The 12,972-nt window shown below is 36.3% G+C and carries 13 protein-coding genes and 1 other annotated feature; of the genes, 9 read left to right on the forward strand and 4 right to left on the reverse strand.

Going from position 1 to position 12,972, the window contains the following annotated elements:
- The first annotated feature begins 5 nt into the window (after positions 1-5).
- The 4 genes from F985_RS18585 (at position 6) to F985_RS18600 (ending at position 3,986) form a co-directional block, all read left to right on the forward strand.
- Entirely contained in the window at positions 6-470 is a 465-nt protein-coding gene (locus F985_RS18585) for a Mov34/MPN/PAD-1 family protein (RefSeq protein WP_004703545.1), read from the forward strand.
- Positions 470-1,864, forward strand: a complete 1,395-nt coding sequence (cap4, locus tag F985_RS18590) for a CD-NTase-associated endodeoxyribonuclease Cap4 (protein ID WP_004703546.1) — start codon at positions 470-472, stop codon at positions 1,862-1,864. The genes F985_RS18585 and cap4 overlap by 1 nt, the downstream gene beginning before the upstream one ends.
- Before the next feature lie 565 nt (positions 1,865-2,429).
- Positions 2,430-2,564: a hypothetical protein gene (locus tag F985_RS18595; protein WP_002120013.1), complete on the forward strand. Its 135-nt coding sequence runs from the start codon at positions 2,430-2,432 to the stop codon at positions 2,562-2,564.
- Positions 2,565-2,702: 138 nt separating this feature from the next.
- Entirely contained in the window at positions 2,703-3,986 is a 1,284-nt protein-coding gene (locus F985_RS18600; protein WP_004703550.1) for a ribonucleotide-diphosphate reductase subunit beta, read from the forward strand.
- Positions 3,987-4,234: 248 nt separating this feature from the next.
- Here F985_RS18600 and F985_RS18605 read toward each other — a convergent pair whose 3' ends face one another.
- Positions 4,235-4,993, reverse strand: a complete 759-nt coding sequence (locus F985_RS18605; protein WP_004703552.1) for a sulfite exporter TauE/SafE family protein — start codon at positions 4,991-4,993, stop codon at positions 4,235-4,237.
- A gap of 180 nt (positions 4,994-5,173) precedes the next feature.
- Between F985_RS18605 and F985_RS18610 the strand changes: the two genes are divergently transcribed.
- From F985_RS18610 to F985_RS18625, 4 genes are read left to right on the forward strand one after another with little or no spacing between them, the layout of a single operon-like run.
- Complete coding sequence (locus F985_RS18610; protein ID WP_004703554.1) at positions 5,174-5,956, forward strand: iron-containing redox enzyme family protein; 783 nt, start codon at positions 5,174-5,176, stop codon at positions 5,954-5,956.
- 25 nt (positions 5,957-5,981) lie between these two features.
- Positions 5,982-7,262, forward strand: a complete 1,281-nt coding sequence (locus F985_RS18615) for a pyridoxal phosphate-dependent aminotransferase (RefSeq protein ID WP_004703555.1) — start codon at positions 5,982-5,984, stop codon at positions 7,260-7,262.
- Positions 7,263-7,311: 49 nt separating this feature from the next.
- The gene (locus F985_RS18620; protein ID WP_004703558.1) at positions 7,312-9,024 is read left to right on the forward strand and encodes an FAD/NAD(P)-binding protein; all 1,713 of its coding nucleotides are present in this window, start codon (positions 7,312-7,314) and stop codon (positions 9,022-9,024) included.
- A gap of 20 nt (positions 9,025-9,044) precedes the next feature.
- The gene (locus tag F985_RS18625; RefSeq protein WP_004703559.1) at positions 9,045-9,572 is read left to right on the forward strand and encodes a cupin domain-containing protein; all 528 of its coding nucleotides are present in this window, start codon (positions 9,045-9,047) and stop codon (positions 9,570-9,572) included.
- Between the two features lie 39 nt (positions 9,573-9,611).
- On the opposite strand, the gene zapE (F985_RS0104590) is transcribed toward F985_RS18625, so the two are convergent.
- On the reverse strand, positions 9,612-10,106 hold the full coding sequence (gene zapE, locus F985_RS0104590) for a cell division protein ZapE (protein WP_025469195.1): 495 nt from the start codon (positions 10,104-10,106) through the stop codon (positions 9,612-9,614).
- 21 nt (positions 10,107-10,127) lie between these two features.
- Between zapE (F985_RS0104590) and F985_RS18635 the strand changes: the two genes are divergently transcribed.
- A protein-coding gene (locus F985_RS18635) for an IS3 family transposase (protein ID WP_085945696.1) occupies positions 10,128-11,347 on the forward strand; the annotation gives its coding sequence in 2 pieces (ribosomal slippage) (positions 10,128-10,404 and positions 10,404-11,347; 1,221 coding nt in all).
- Positions 10,403-10,519, forward strand: a sequence feature (AL1L pseudoknot). It overlaps the preceding gene by 117 nt.
- On the opposite strand, the gene zapE (F985_RS18640) is transcribed toward F985_RS18635, so the two are convergent.
- Both zapE (F985_RS18640) and F985_RS18645 read right to left on the reverse strand, forming a co-directional pair.
- Positions 11,344-12,006: a cell division protein ZapE gene (zapE, locus tag F985_RS18640; protein WP_004703566.1), complete on the reverse strand. Its 663-nt coding sequence runs from the start codon at positions 12,004-12,006 to the stop codon at positions 11,344-11,346. The two genes, F985_RS18635 and zapE (F985_RS18640), sit on opposite strands and share 4 nt — an antisense overlap.
- Complete coding sequence (locus F985_RS18645) at positions 11,999-12,901, reverse strand: ArgP/LysG family DNA-binding transcriptional regulator (RefSeq protein WP_004703568.1); 903 nt, start codon at positions 12,899-12,901, stop codon at positions 11,999-12,001. The genes zapE (F985_RS18640) and F985_RS18645 overlap by 8 nt, the downstream gene beginning before the upstream one ends.
- Between the last annotated feature and the right edge of the window lie 71 nt (positions 12,902-12,972).

The following is a 12,972-nucleotide window of genomic DNA, read 5'->3' on the forward strand; positions in this document are numbered from 1 at the left end:
TTCTGATGCTTACAATATCCATTCCTACTGACATACAAGATTTGCTGATAAAAGCTCTACTAAAATCTGGAATCCATGAATGTGGTGGTGTCTTGATGGGTGAGCATATAGGTATAAATCATTTTAGAGTCAGCTTATTAACTGTGCAAAAAGTTGGAGCTATTGCTTCCTTTGTACGAGGGATTAAAGATGCTATTAAAGCTATACGCCTTTTTCACAAATCAACAAATAATAATTATCAAAGATTTAATTATTTAGGCGAATGGCATAGTCATCCCCTTTTTAGCATACAACCTAGCAGCAAAGACCATTACACAATGAGAGAATTGATATCTGATCCTAAAGTTGGTGCAAACTTCGTGGTTTTATTAATTTTTCGTTTAAAGGATAACAACCTTGAAGGTAGTGCCCATACTTACTTACCTGATGGCTCTTACTTCCAATCTATTTTAGATTTTGAGAGACAATAATGAGTGCTAGTCTATTAGAAAAACAATCTACTGGTGGTGCAATTGCACGAGTAGGGTTTGAGTATCAAGATGCTTTTGTATTGAGAAGCTTACCTTTGTGGCTTTCACAAAGTGCATTTAGTCACTTCGTCAGCGAGTCAATAGGTGATATTGAGGCTTGCTATTTTTCTTCAGAAAAAACTTTGCAACGAGTTATGTATGAAGCTAAAAATCACCCCTTATCCCCTGCAAAATTTTGGGAAGAAATTTCACGCTTCAAACAGGCTTTTGATATCCCATCGAATGATTTTACTCGCTTTGGATTAGTATGCCCTAGCTATTCATCTACTCTTGACCCATTCTTTGCAGATATTGAGCGAATTAGAGGTGTTGGCTCTTCATACAGCGCAAATTCTGTGGTTTTACAGACTAGTCGGCAAGAGATTATTAACTGGTGTACCGAAAAAGGATATGAAGCTTCACTGGCTGAATTCGCACTTGATCATGTTGATTTTCTATCTTTCACTGAAGACGACAACGACTCAATATTTATAGGTCAAATCACGGAAAATCTACCTGTTATCGAGCTACTTCCTCGTGATATCAAAAACCTCAGAGAGCAGTTTAAACATCTAATTTCCCGCTCCTCCTTTAGCCCTATATATCGTAAAGAACTTGAAAAGCTTATCCTACTTGCTCTCAAAGAAGATAAAAATCTTTGGCTATCGAATCCTATTAAAATTAACCTTTCATCATCAATCCAGTATCAAGAATTACACTTAAATATTAGCGATTTCAATAGTCCTAATCGTTTACAAAAAACCTCTAGTGATTGGGAAAACTTAGTTCAACAAGCAATTTCTGTTGGTGAGTTTATCCATAATTGTGGGGAAAGACGAACTATTCTCATTGATGGTAAACAGCGGATGTCTAGCGCCTGTATGCTTGGTTATATATTCAGTGCTACACGAAATTTTCTACTTGAAATAGAACATAACAGCATTTTTTACCGCACTGATAACCATCATAAAAAAGACGGAACTTTTTTTAATAAACTAGAGTCTTATGAACAACAAGGTGAAACTGAAGCGATTGTTACTATTGGATTCCCTACCTCTATAGGAAGAGATATTGAATCTACTAGTAGTCTTGGCATAAAGGGATTACCTAAATTAAATTTAGAAAGTACTAATGTGATTGATAGTATTGAAACTCTGAATCTTGCAGTTAGAGAGGCTAAATCAGCTTTAGTTTCTTTCAAATCCAACAATCAATTGTCCAAACTGCATCTCTTTATTAAAGCCCCCTCATTATTTGCAATGGTCTTAGGACATCGTTTGAATGGGATTTGTGATATTCAACTTTACGATTGGATAGATGGGCAATACATCCCTACAGCCGAGCTGAATATTTAGATATGATATATAGATAATATTACTCACTAACCTTAGTAGTGGGTAATATCTCTAAACTACCCTAACCATAAAACAATCGTTATTTTGGATTGTTTTTCTTTTTTTATTGTTTTTTTGATTCGTATACATTAATACATATCTATAAATTCCATTCCTATCTATTTTTTGTCACTGTTAGAGCTAACAAACCCTCAATCTGACAGCATTTATAAAAGTCAATAGCTTCTTTGATTAATCCTTAAACACAAGATATAGAATTTTTAAAGAACCTATACACAATATAATGTGATCTATATAATGATTGCATTCATCCTAGTTCAATAGAATGAAACCAAATTTTGAGGTATCTGTAATACGATATTTCTAGATGTGAAACAACATCAAATTTATTGGCATGAAGAAATGTATACATTTTTTCACTATTTTTGTTAAAGATTACAGGTTATCTTACTGTAAATAAAGGATTTATTCTTATGTATACACTTCTAACATAAATAGAATGTCAGTAACATTTAATAAAATTGCTCTTTTTCACTAAAGAGCAATTTTAAAAGAGGTAAAGATTATGCTTTCTCATCTCAGCCATAATTATATGCTTGGTGTTGGAGTATTAATCTTTGCCTTTATTTTCTTTTATATGCCGATGGTTTACGCATTCATTACGATACGTAAGCAACAGCGTAAGCAAAATAAGTTGTAGTGAGTAGAGACCAAAGGCCCAAAATTTGGTCATACATTAATAAAACTTAATTTTGTTTACACATTAAAAGCGTATAGTAGGGACATCTTCGTTTAAGAGATGTCAAATATAGATATATACAACGAAGAGAGAACAAAAATGTCTATCCTTAGTTGGGACGATTTTGAAGATGATTCGCAAAAACCGGCTGCACCTGAACACAAGTCTGCGGCCATCCAACCGGAAAAAACGCCAGATTCGCAGAATGTATCTACTGCGCAGCCATCATCGCCGAGCGTGGCAGCTCCACAATCCGCTGGAACCCATTCCGTGCGACCAACAGTTGCCTCCGATACAATGGCTAGAGCCTCTGCAGCCTTAGAACATTTAGACGTTGCCCCTGGCCTTGAAGAGCTAGAAATGGGCGCGCAACGCGTTCAGGTTGACGACAAAGCCATGATTAACTGTCGCGCTGACTTGAACCAGCTTGTTCCATTTAAATACGAATGGGCTTGGCAGAAGTATCTTGACGGGTGTGCAAACCACTGGATGCCACAAGAAGTTAACATGAACCATGACATCGCTCTTTGGAAGTCTGAAAATGGCTTAACCGAAGATGAGCGCACTATTGTTATGCGTTCTTTAGGTTTCTTCTCGACTGCGGACTCTTTGGTTGCGAACAACTTGGTATTGGCGATTTACCGTCACATTACTAACCCTGAATGTCGTCAGTATATTTTGCGTCAAGCATTTGAAGAAGCAATTCATACTCACGCTTACCAATACTGTATCGAATCTTTAGGTATGGATGAAGGCGAAGTCTTCAACATGTACCGTGAGATTCCATCTGTTGCGCGTAAAGCATCTTGGGGCCTTAAGTACACTCAATCTTTAAGTGACCCTACTTTCCACACAGGTACTCCTGAAAACGACCAACGTTTACTTCGTAACTTGATCGCATTCTACTGCGTACTTGAAGGGATCTTCTTCTACTGTGGCTTTACTCAAATCTTGAGTATGGGCCGTCGTAACAAGATGAACGGTGTTGCTGAGCAGTTCCAATACATCTTGCGTGATGAGTCTATGCACTTGAACTTTGGTATCGACATGATTAACCAAATCAAGATTGAGAACCCTCACCTTTGGACTGCCGAGTTCCAACAAGAAGTGATTCAAATGATTCTTGAAGGCACAATGCTTGAAATCGAATATGCACGTGACACAATGCCACGTGGTGTATTGGGTATGAACGCAAGCATGATGGAAGAATACTTGAAATTCATCTGTAACCGTCGTTTATCTCAGTTAGGTTTACCAGAGCAATTTGCTGGTGTAACGAATCCATTTGCATGGATGTCTGAGATGATGGACTTACGTAAAGAGAAGAACTTCTTCGAAACTCGCGTAACTGACTACCAAACTGGTGGTGCGTTAAGCTGGTAAGTTTCGACTTAGTTAATTAAGAAAAAACCGCTATCTATTAGCGGTTTTTTCTTGGCTTGTATTTATTAAAATTTATAAATGGATATTAATTAATTGATTTTATTCCACTACAGGCATCAATGCATTGATTAATATTTTCTATAAAGCAGTATATGTATTTCATCCTTCATTATTAAAAAATAAAATAAATTCAAGAGTGAAATTATTAATATCCAAATTAATTAGTTTAGATATTAATAATAATAGATCTATACGGTTAAAGCGTATTTAACAATAATCGATATTCCAGATAGTAGTACAATAAAATTAATAATTTTCAAGAATTGCTGCTTAGACAATTTGAGTGTAATTCGCTTGCCAATGAATGCACCTATCAACATCGATGGGATAAACAGAAGTGCAAGTGACAATAAGTTATCAGAAAAATACACACCTGCTGTAGTAAATAGAATGACTCGAAAAACCGTACTGCATCCAATTAATGTTGTTTGAGTGACACGGATTTTTTCTGGAGTTTCGATTCGCCCATTGAGGTAAATTGCATATAAAAACCCACCACTACCAAACATAGCCCCTAAGAAACCACCAGATAGCCCAAAAGGAAAAACAAATTTTTTCTCTAGTTTTTTCTGGGGCTTAAAGCCACTTAATGAGTAAATCGCATATAAAAGAGTAAATATACCAAATGCTAGCAGTGCGTAACTTGCATTAACTCTCATCAGCAGTATAAAGCCAAGAAAACTACCGACAAACATAAGTGGTATTAGAAATTTTAATTCAGAAAAGTCTGCCTTCTTACCATCTTTAATGACATTTGAAATGGCAGCGAACATATCTAGTAAAGCTAATAGTGGAATAATTTGTGAGAGAGGCAAAAAGTTAAGTAATACAGGACTCGCAATTAATGCAGTTCCAAAACCCACCATTCCAAAAATAATATAAGAGCATACTATTGTTATTAACATTATTGAAAGTTGCAGTACTGAAAAATCTTCTAAAAGATACATTTAAAATTCCATTTTTGATTTTTAACCAAGCCAAACTACACTAAAATATAAATTATCACATAAATATTAGATAATTTTATCAAACATTAAAATATTTAATACTGATTTTTTTTGATTATTTCTTTGTTATAAAAATTTCGCTGTAAAAAATAAATTTCATTATAAAAGGATAATTCAAGAATGAACTCTAAAGTAATCATCAATGGAAATGTTGATTGTAAAGAAACGATTAGTGCTGAGTTAGATGAATTCATTACTAAAATGGATGATCATGAAATTTTCCAAAACAATTATTTCAAGCATTTGACTTCTACTTCATGGACGCCAGAATCATATATCTTATTTCGTGACAATTTCTTCTATCGTACTGAGCTAACCGTAAAAGGGATTGCTCATGTATGTTCGCGATCTGCTTTTGAAAACGATATGGACACTCTAGTCCTATTCACTCACATCTTAAGTGAAGAAACTGGTATGGGTGAAAAAGCCAAGTGCCATGAAATCTTTATGGAGAATGCGCTGAATGTATTTGGCGCCGCAGAATACAATCTTCCAGAGATGAAGGTTCAACAGGCTAAGAATAGTGATCGAATCATCGCAGAGACATTGCAGTATCGAGATACTATCCAAGGTTTGATTACGGGTAGTTATCCTCGCATGTTAGGAGCAGTCATGGCCCTAGAAAACCATGCTGATAAGATGCTTACCGTATTCCGCGAAGCGTTCCGATTCAATAACAAAAACCTTGATCCAAGTGAATTCATTAAGAAAGTTGAGGTCTATTTTAACGCCCATATCGAAAATGGCGTCGAAGATCGTCACGCTCAAGATGCTAAACAGTGTGTACATAACAACTGTAATAACCAAGAAGACCTTGATGAGATTAAGTTTGGTGCAAATGAAACATTGAAAGCCCAGCTTAAGATGTGGAATGCAATGTTTGATCAAGCTGTATCACTTTAATTAAAACGGATTTTGAGATTTCATAATGCAAAACTTAGGTATTTCACAAGCAGCCTTGAATTTACGTGAATCAATTACACACGGAACTAAGGCGAAAATTTTAGAATTAAATAAAAAGTCTAGCGCAGATGATCAGGTTATTGATTTAAGTATTGGTACTTTGGATGAAAAGACCAATAGCGGCATTGATGATGCAGTTAAGAGTTATATTTCAAATAATGCTGCAATTATCCATGAGTTTGCCCCAGTCAAAGGCTTCCCTTTCTTACGAAAGTCTATTGCTGAGCGTGTGAAGCGTTTACGTGATATCAGCTTCAATCCAGATACTGAAATCATGGTCACTCCTGGCGGTATTAAGGGTGCTATCACCGTGGTATTTCATACACTTCTAAATCCAGACGATGAAGTGATTTACCCAGTACCAAACTGGCCTCATTACGCAGACATGATTGAATTGCACTTAGGTAAAGCTAAACCAATCTATGTCAAAGACTTTTATAACCAAGCGATTGATATAGTTGAGTTAGAAAAAACCATTACTGATAAGACCAAAATTATCATTCTTGGTGACTGCCTAAACCCTTCTGGCAAAATTTATACTCGTGATGAATTAGAGTCGATTTCAAAAGTAATTTTGACTGCAAATTCCGAACGTTTATCAAAAGGTCTAAGCCCAATCTATGTGCTTTTTGATTGTCCGTATGAATCACATATTTTGAATACTAAGCCTGCAAATATTTCAAATATTACCCAACAGTTTAAAGACCAAACACACTCTATGTGGGACTACACCATTTATATTACTGGTCCCGGTAAAACCTATGGAATGCACGGCGACCGATCTGGATATATTTGTGCTTCGGACAAACTGATTAAAGTTATGGAAAAAGTACAGGTGAATTTAAACTCATTTGCTTCGACTTATGCCCAAATTGCGACACATGAAGCAATGCAAGAATACATGGATGACGTTGCAAAGAAACGTGCGGTAGTGGCAAGACAGAACATGCAGACATTCATTGAAGACTTGAAAAGCTGCACTGGTTTAGAAGTGACTGAGCCTGAAGGTGGATTTTTCTTATTCTTGGACTTGTCAAAGTATGGCGACAAAATCCAAAAGCTAGGATTTGATTCAGCCGATCAATATCTTTTGGAGACAGCAAAAGTTGCTTCTATTGGAGGCATGCATTTTGGTGAAAACATCGATAGCCTCCGACATTACATACGCATGAATTGCGGACGTGACCCAGTGACTCTAAAAGCAGCCGCAGCACGTATTAAAGAAGCCCTTCAGAAATTGAACTAACTCATATTATTCAGGAAGTTAATTTTTAACTTCCTGAATTTACATTTTTATGGACGATATTACTTTGAAAAAGTTCTGTATCATTGGAATGGGATTCTCAGGTACGTGTACCTTCATCAGCTTTGTAAAAAAATTACTAAATCAAGAGATTGATCATAAGTCATGCTCTATTACTCTTGTTGAAATGCGTGAATCTATGGGACATGGGAATCCATACGACAAAGACGAATTGTTAGCTGGTCATCTGTGTAATAACCCTGCCCATTCAATGTCGCTTTGGGATAACGACTTTGTAGATTGGATGGCAGAAAATAAAAACCATCTGATGACTCATTACCCCCACCTAGTTTATAAGAAATCTTTGGCTGGTGAATCGCAAGTCTTCCCCGATCCTAACGCTTTTTACCCTAGAGCTTTGTTTGGTATCTATCTGAATGATAGATTCAAAAAATACTTAGAGTTAGCCAAATTAAATCGTATAAAAGTTGAAGTTTACAATGGCTATGAAGCTATCGATGGCTACGAGGCTAAAGGCGGTTATAATTTAGTTATTAAGAATCAAAACTTAAATCGAACCATTGAATTAAAAGGGTTTTCTAAGCTGTTACTGACTATCGGACACTGGACTGCAAGTCGTTTAGACTCCGAAAAAAGTTTATTCGTAAAACCCTACCCTTTTCAAAAAGTCTTAATGAGACTTAATGACATTATGAGACAAGATCATAAGCAAAATGTTCTTGTTCGCGGTATGGGCCCTAGTGGTGTTGATACGGTCATCACTCTATTTAGCGAAGGATCATTTGTAACTGAAAACGGAGCCTTCTCAAGCTATCAGAAGGCCGTGACAGATGAAAACTTCAAAGCCTATGTTGTCAGTCGTTCGGGATACTTTCCAGCAGTACGAGGCAATAAGCCTAACTATGACTTTAAGTATTTCACTCATGAATCTTTCCCTGAGTTGCAGCACCACTTAAATCAGGTTTTATCACTAGATGATATTCTTCATCTGCTTGACCTTGAGCTTAAAAATGCAACTAACGGTGAAGTGTCATTCAATGATTTGTGCAACTTGAAATTTGCAAATGCTTATGAAAAGTTGAAATACGATCTGGAGCACCAAGAGCTTAATGACTTAATTAATATGATCATTCTTAAAGTACGAAGAATGAAGTTTTACCGCTATTTAAGCAGTCATGATAAAAAACGCTACGACCAAGAATTTGATCACTTATTCATTCGCCTTGCCGTACCAATCCCACTGGAAAATGCACAAAAGCTGAAATGCCTATTTGAAGCTGGCCTACTTCAATCACTTAAACTTGGCTATAACAGTAAACCTCTAAAAATAATGGATAGCCATGTACAGCTCATTGATGATCTAGGGCATTCATTTGATTTTGATCTTGTGGTGAATACGATCAGTCAAGACTTTGATATCTACAAACATCCCTCAGCATTGGTTAAATCATTGTTAGAGCAAAAGAATATTGTCCCGAATATGGAGGATGAATATAACACTGGAGGTTTAATGCTAGATGGTTTCGAGACCTACAAACTGATGGAAAACCGTAGAGGGACTATAAAGCCCTCGGAGTATTTTTACTCTTTCGGTGTGCTTACCCGATACTGGCAGAATGAACGTAACTTTTCCAAAGCGATTGTTGATGCGGCTGATTCTGTCTCGACTGATTGGGTTGAATTGTTTCAAAAGCATCTCAGTGAACCCATATTTACGCCAGAACAACTTTATAAAATTAGTTAATCGGACAAGGAAAATGATCAATGGAAATGCATCAGTTTTGTTATGACCGCGATATTAGGATAGTGCTGTGTAATTTAAAAGATAGCCTGTTTCCGTTTCATAAGCATACTCATATCCCCGATCTTGTGTACTGCTCAAAAGGCGCTATTCAGGTTGAGTTACCAGATTTGCAGCAGAAATATATTGTTAATCAGGGTGACTTTTTTCAAATTCCCCCCAATGTTAGACATAGATTTGCAAATAAAGATATTGAGGTTGAAAGCCGTTATATCATTCTTCAAATTGGAGAATTTAGTATTGAATTTTTTAAAAATATTGAAGAAATAGAACCACTACTTGCCAATATTGAACCTAAAACTCGACTAAGTTCAGATATTTTTATTAAGGACTATAACGCTGACATTCAATATATTATTGAAGACTTTAAAAACAATAGAAAAAAGGAAATTAGTACCGAGGAACAAGCCGACATAATTCAAGCATTAGAAGTATTTTTGCAGAATGGATATAAGTCAAAATTTCCAGAGAAATCGTACTTTTTTGCTTAATCCACCTGCGTGTTAGTCATGCAAAGCATCGTTATATATTCAAGCAGGCTCCTGAAGTTCCTTGTTATAACTTATGCTTTGCATTTCCTGTAATCGTGAATACGTTCTTTGAAATTCAAATTTAAGTCTCTCACCTTTATATAATTGATTTAATGGTTGTGAAGCAGCAAAGTATAGTTTGATTTTTTGATCATAAAGTTCATCAATCAAATAAATAAAACGTCTCACGGTATCATAAATTCTATCTGTTAAATCACCAATTCCACTGATGAGCACATAGTCATATTGCGTTGCTATCTCAATGTAATCAGCTGGGCTTCTGGCTTCTCGGCAAAGGTTTTCAAAGTCGAACCAAATCACATTCTTATAGCAAGATTTAACCTCGACTGATCTATGGTTGATTAAGATGCTCGTCTTGAGTTCTTTTTGGTTATTTGTAAGCTGCTGGTAAACCGAATGAAGCCATTGTTCTGATTCTTGATTTAATGGAAATCTATAGAAATGGTGAACCGTACCGGGTTTGTCGGAGACCACTTTTCTTGAGAGAATGTCCCGATGAAAAAAGTAAAATACACCCCTGAAATCAGAGATAGAGCGGTTCAATTATTGATTGAATCCGAAAAAGATTATCCTTCTACTTGGGCTGCAATCACAGCAATTGCTCCCAAGATTGGCTGTACTCCTGAAACACTACGTTCCTGGCATCAGAAGCATTTGAATCAACAGAATCCAATTAAAGTACAGCAGCTTTCAGACCAAGAACGCATTAAACAACTTGAACGCGAAAATAAAGAACTGCAGCGAGCCAATGAAATTCTACGTAAAGCAGCTGCTTTTTTCGCCCAGGCGGAGCTCGACCGCCCACACAAATAATGGTGGATTTCATTCATAACCATAAAGACCTATACGGTGTTGAGGCGATTTGTAGAATTCTACCAATCGCAACTTCAACCTATTATCGAACTTTAGATCTTGCGGACAATCCAGAACATCGAGCGAAAAGAGATCTACATGACCTGCATCATGCTGAACAAATTAAACGAATTTGGCAGGAAAGTTCAGGTCGGTATGGTGTACGTAAAGTCTGGCAAAAACTGAAACGGGAAGGTTATATTGTTGCGCGCTGTACAGTTGCTCGATTGATGCAACAGCTAGGAATACAAGGTGTTTGGCGTGGTAAGAACAAACAAACGACACGTAGCAGAGATGATCAAAAACGAGCAGCCGACTTGGTGAAACGGAATTTTAGTGCTGATCATCCAGATCAGCTGTGGGTCGCAGACTTCACATATATTCAAACCCATTCAGGCTGGGTGTATACCGCCTTTATGATTGATGTTTTCTCACGGGCAATTGTTGGCTGGAAAGTATCAACACGGATGAATACAGACATGGTCCTTGATGCACTGGAACAAGCGTTACATGCTCGCGGTATGCCAAAGAATGTAATTCATCATTCCGACAGAGGCGTGCAATACCTTTCTATTCGTTACACCCATCGTTTGGAAGCAGCAAATTTACGAGCATCAGTCGGTACAACTGGTGATTCATACGATAATGCTTTGGCTGAAACGGTGAATGGCTTATACAAAACAGAGGTGATTGAATATTTAAAAGCAGATTGGCAAGGTTTAGCAGATGTACAACTTGCGACACTAAACTGGGTAGATTGGTTCAATAAAAAGCGTGTACACAGTGCACTGGGTTATGTATCGCCTTTTGAGTTTGAAGCAATGTACTATGATAAGATTAACCCGTTAGGTCAGGTGGCCTAACTTAAATAAAAAAGTCTCCGACAAACCCGGTACGGTTCATGGTCATTGGCGTTGCTTTCTTTGATGGTTCTGTAATCGAGTTGATTACCGATTTTCAAGACCGTGCAATTCTTATTGATATGATCTATGGTCTCTAAAAATCTATCGCGATTTAAACCATCTTTATAAAGATCTTCCGGATCAATATTCGAGGTAGCAACCAATATCACTTTCTTTGAAAATAGCAGATTAAATAGATTTGAAAGTATCATTGCATCGGCAACATTTGATACAAAAAACTCATCAAAGCAAATGAGCTTATAGTTGCTTGCTATGTCATTAGCAATCAGCTTTAAAGGATCTTTATTTCCCCGATAGGCAATAAGCTGCTTGTGAACATCTTTTAGGAAATGATGAAAATGCACTCTCATTTTCTTTTTAAAATTAAGAGAGTTATAGAATAAATCCATAATCCATGTCTTGCCTGTCCCTACACTTCCCCACATGTATAGACCTTTAATCTGGGGACTAAAGAAATGACTAGACTGGTTTTCAATTTTATTCCAAATCTCATTTAATGTTTCAATAGCTTGTCGCTGAGACGGATCTGCAAGAACGACGCCATCATCAATCATAGAGTTGTATATCTCGAGTGGACTTTGACCCTCATGCTTAAGCATCTTCATTCCCTATGGTAGCCAAGATTGTTGTTGAGTGCTTAATAATAATATCATTCATTATTAAAACTGCTGGAGAAAGATAAGAAAGCTGATGCCAGTATAATGGAATCTTAATCCTATATTCTTTTGAAATTTCTTTTATGCCCTGATTCGATAAATCCTGATTCATCTTGCATATAGGTATTATTCCGTAGCCCATATCACAAGCAAGTCCAAAAATATAAGAGTCAGTCGAAGGAATAATATGAAAAGGAATCATTGATTTTTTTAGTCCGAAGTTAAATTCTAAAAAATCGAAATATATTCTTTCATTTTCATTAAATAAAACTAAAGGAGCTAAACGCAGACTCTCTCTATTAATTCCATTTTTAAACCATTTATTAATAAAATTCTCTGAGGCAACTAGGCAATAAACCATATTACCTAAATATACACTTGTACACCCTCTGATTATCTCAGACTCGGAAGTAATGCAGGCCTGAACCTCTCCTCTTTTTAAGAGTTCGATAGTATTACAAAGCGTATCAATCTTTACGTCTATTGTAATAGACTCAGACAGACAGTATTTGGCTAATATAGGGAAAAGCAATGACTCAAATGTACCGATACTCGCAGCAATGGGTAACGGCTTAAATTTATTATTATCGATGACCGATTTTAAAAAAACATTCTCTAATAAAGATACTCGTTGAAGATAAGCAAATAACTCAGCTCCAAATGGTGTTGGTTTACATGGTCTTTCTCTAACTAATAATACATTTCCTAATCTCTCCTCTAGTAATCGAACTCTTTGAGAAATTGCTGACTGAGATACACATAATTTTTTACCAGCTTTTTCGAAACTTCCTGTTTCAACAACGGCCGAAAAGGCGTCGCATTTAATTTTGTCTAGCATTTTTAAATGTTATCTATATTAATTAAAGTTATATTTCTTAATGATAGTAATGGGTATGGCAATACGAAATA

It is taken from the genome of Acinetobacter seifertii (assembly GCF_000368065.1).
GTDB classification, from domain to species: Bacteria; Pseudomonadota; Gammaproteobacteria; order Pseudomonadales; family Moraxellaceae; genus Acinetobacter; species Acinetobacter seifertii.

Bases quoted from the DNA above. Each gene is read 5' to 3' on its own strand.
- F985_RS18585 (WP_004703545.1), top strand. From the start codon at position 6: ATGCTTACAATATCCATTCCTACTGACATACAAGATTTGCTGATAAAA.
- cap4 (WP_004703546.1), top strand. From the start codon at position 470: ATGAGTGCTAGTCTATTAGAAAAACAATCTACTGGTGGTGCAATTGCA.
- F985_RS18595 (WP_002120013.1), top strand. From the start codon at position 2,430: ATGCTTTCTCATCTCAGCCATAATTATATGCTTGGTGTTGGAGTATTA.
- F985_RS18600 (WP_004703550.1), top strand. From the start codon at position 2,703: ATGTCTATCCTTAGTTGGGACGATTTTGAAGATGATTCGCAAAAACCG.
- F985_RS18605 (WP_004703552.1), bottom strand. From the start codon at position 4,993: ATGTATCTTTTAGAAGATTTTTCAGTACTGCAACTTTCAATAATGTTA.
- F985_RS18610 (WP_004703554.1), top strand. From the start codon at position 5,174: ATGAACTCTAAAGTAATCATCAATGGAAATGTTGATTGTAAAGAAACG.
- F985_RS18615 (WP_004703555.1), top strand. From the start codon at position 5,982: ATGCAAAACTTAGGTATTTCACAAGCAGCCTTGAATTTACGTGAATCA.
- F985_RS18620 (WP_004703558.1), top strand. From the start codon at position 7,312: ATGGACGATATTACTTTGAAAAAGTTCTGTATCATTGGAATGGGATTC.
- F985_RS18625 (WP_004703559.1), top strand. From the start codon at position 9,045: ATGGAAATGCATCAGTTTTGTTATGACCGCGATATTAGGATAGTGCTG.
- zapE (WP_004703566.1), bottom strand. From the start codon at position 12,006: ATGCTTAAGCATGAGGGTCAAAGTCCACTCGAGATATACAACTCTATG.
- F985_RS18645 (WP_004703568.1), bottom strand. From the start codon at position 12,901: ATGCTAGACAAAATTAAATGCGACGCCTTTTCGGCCGTTGTTGAAACA.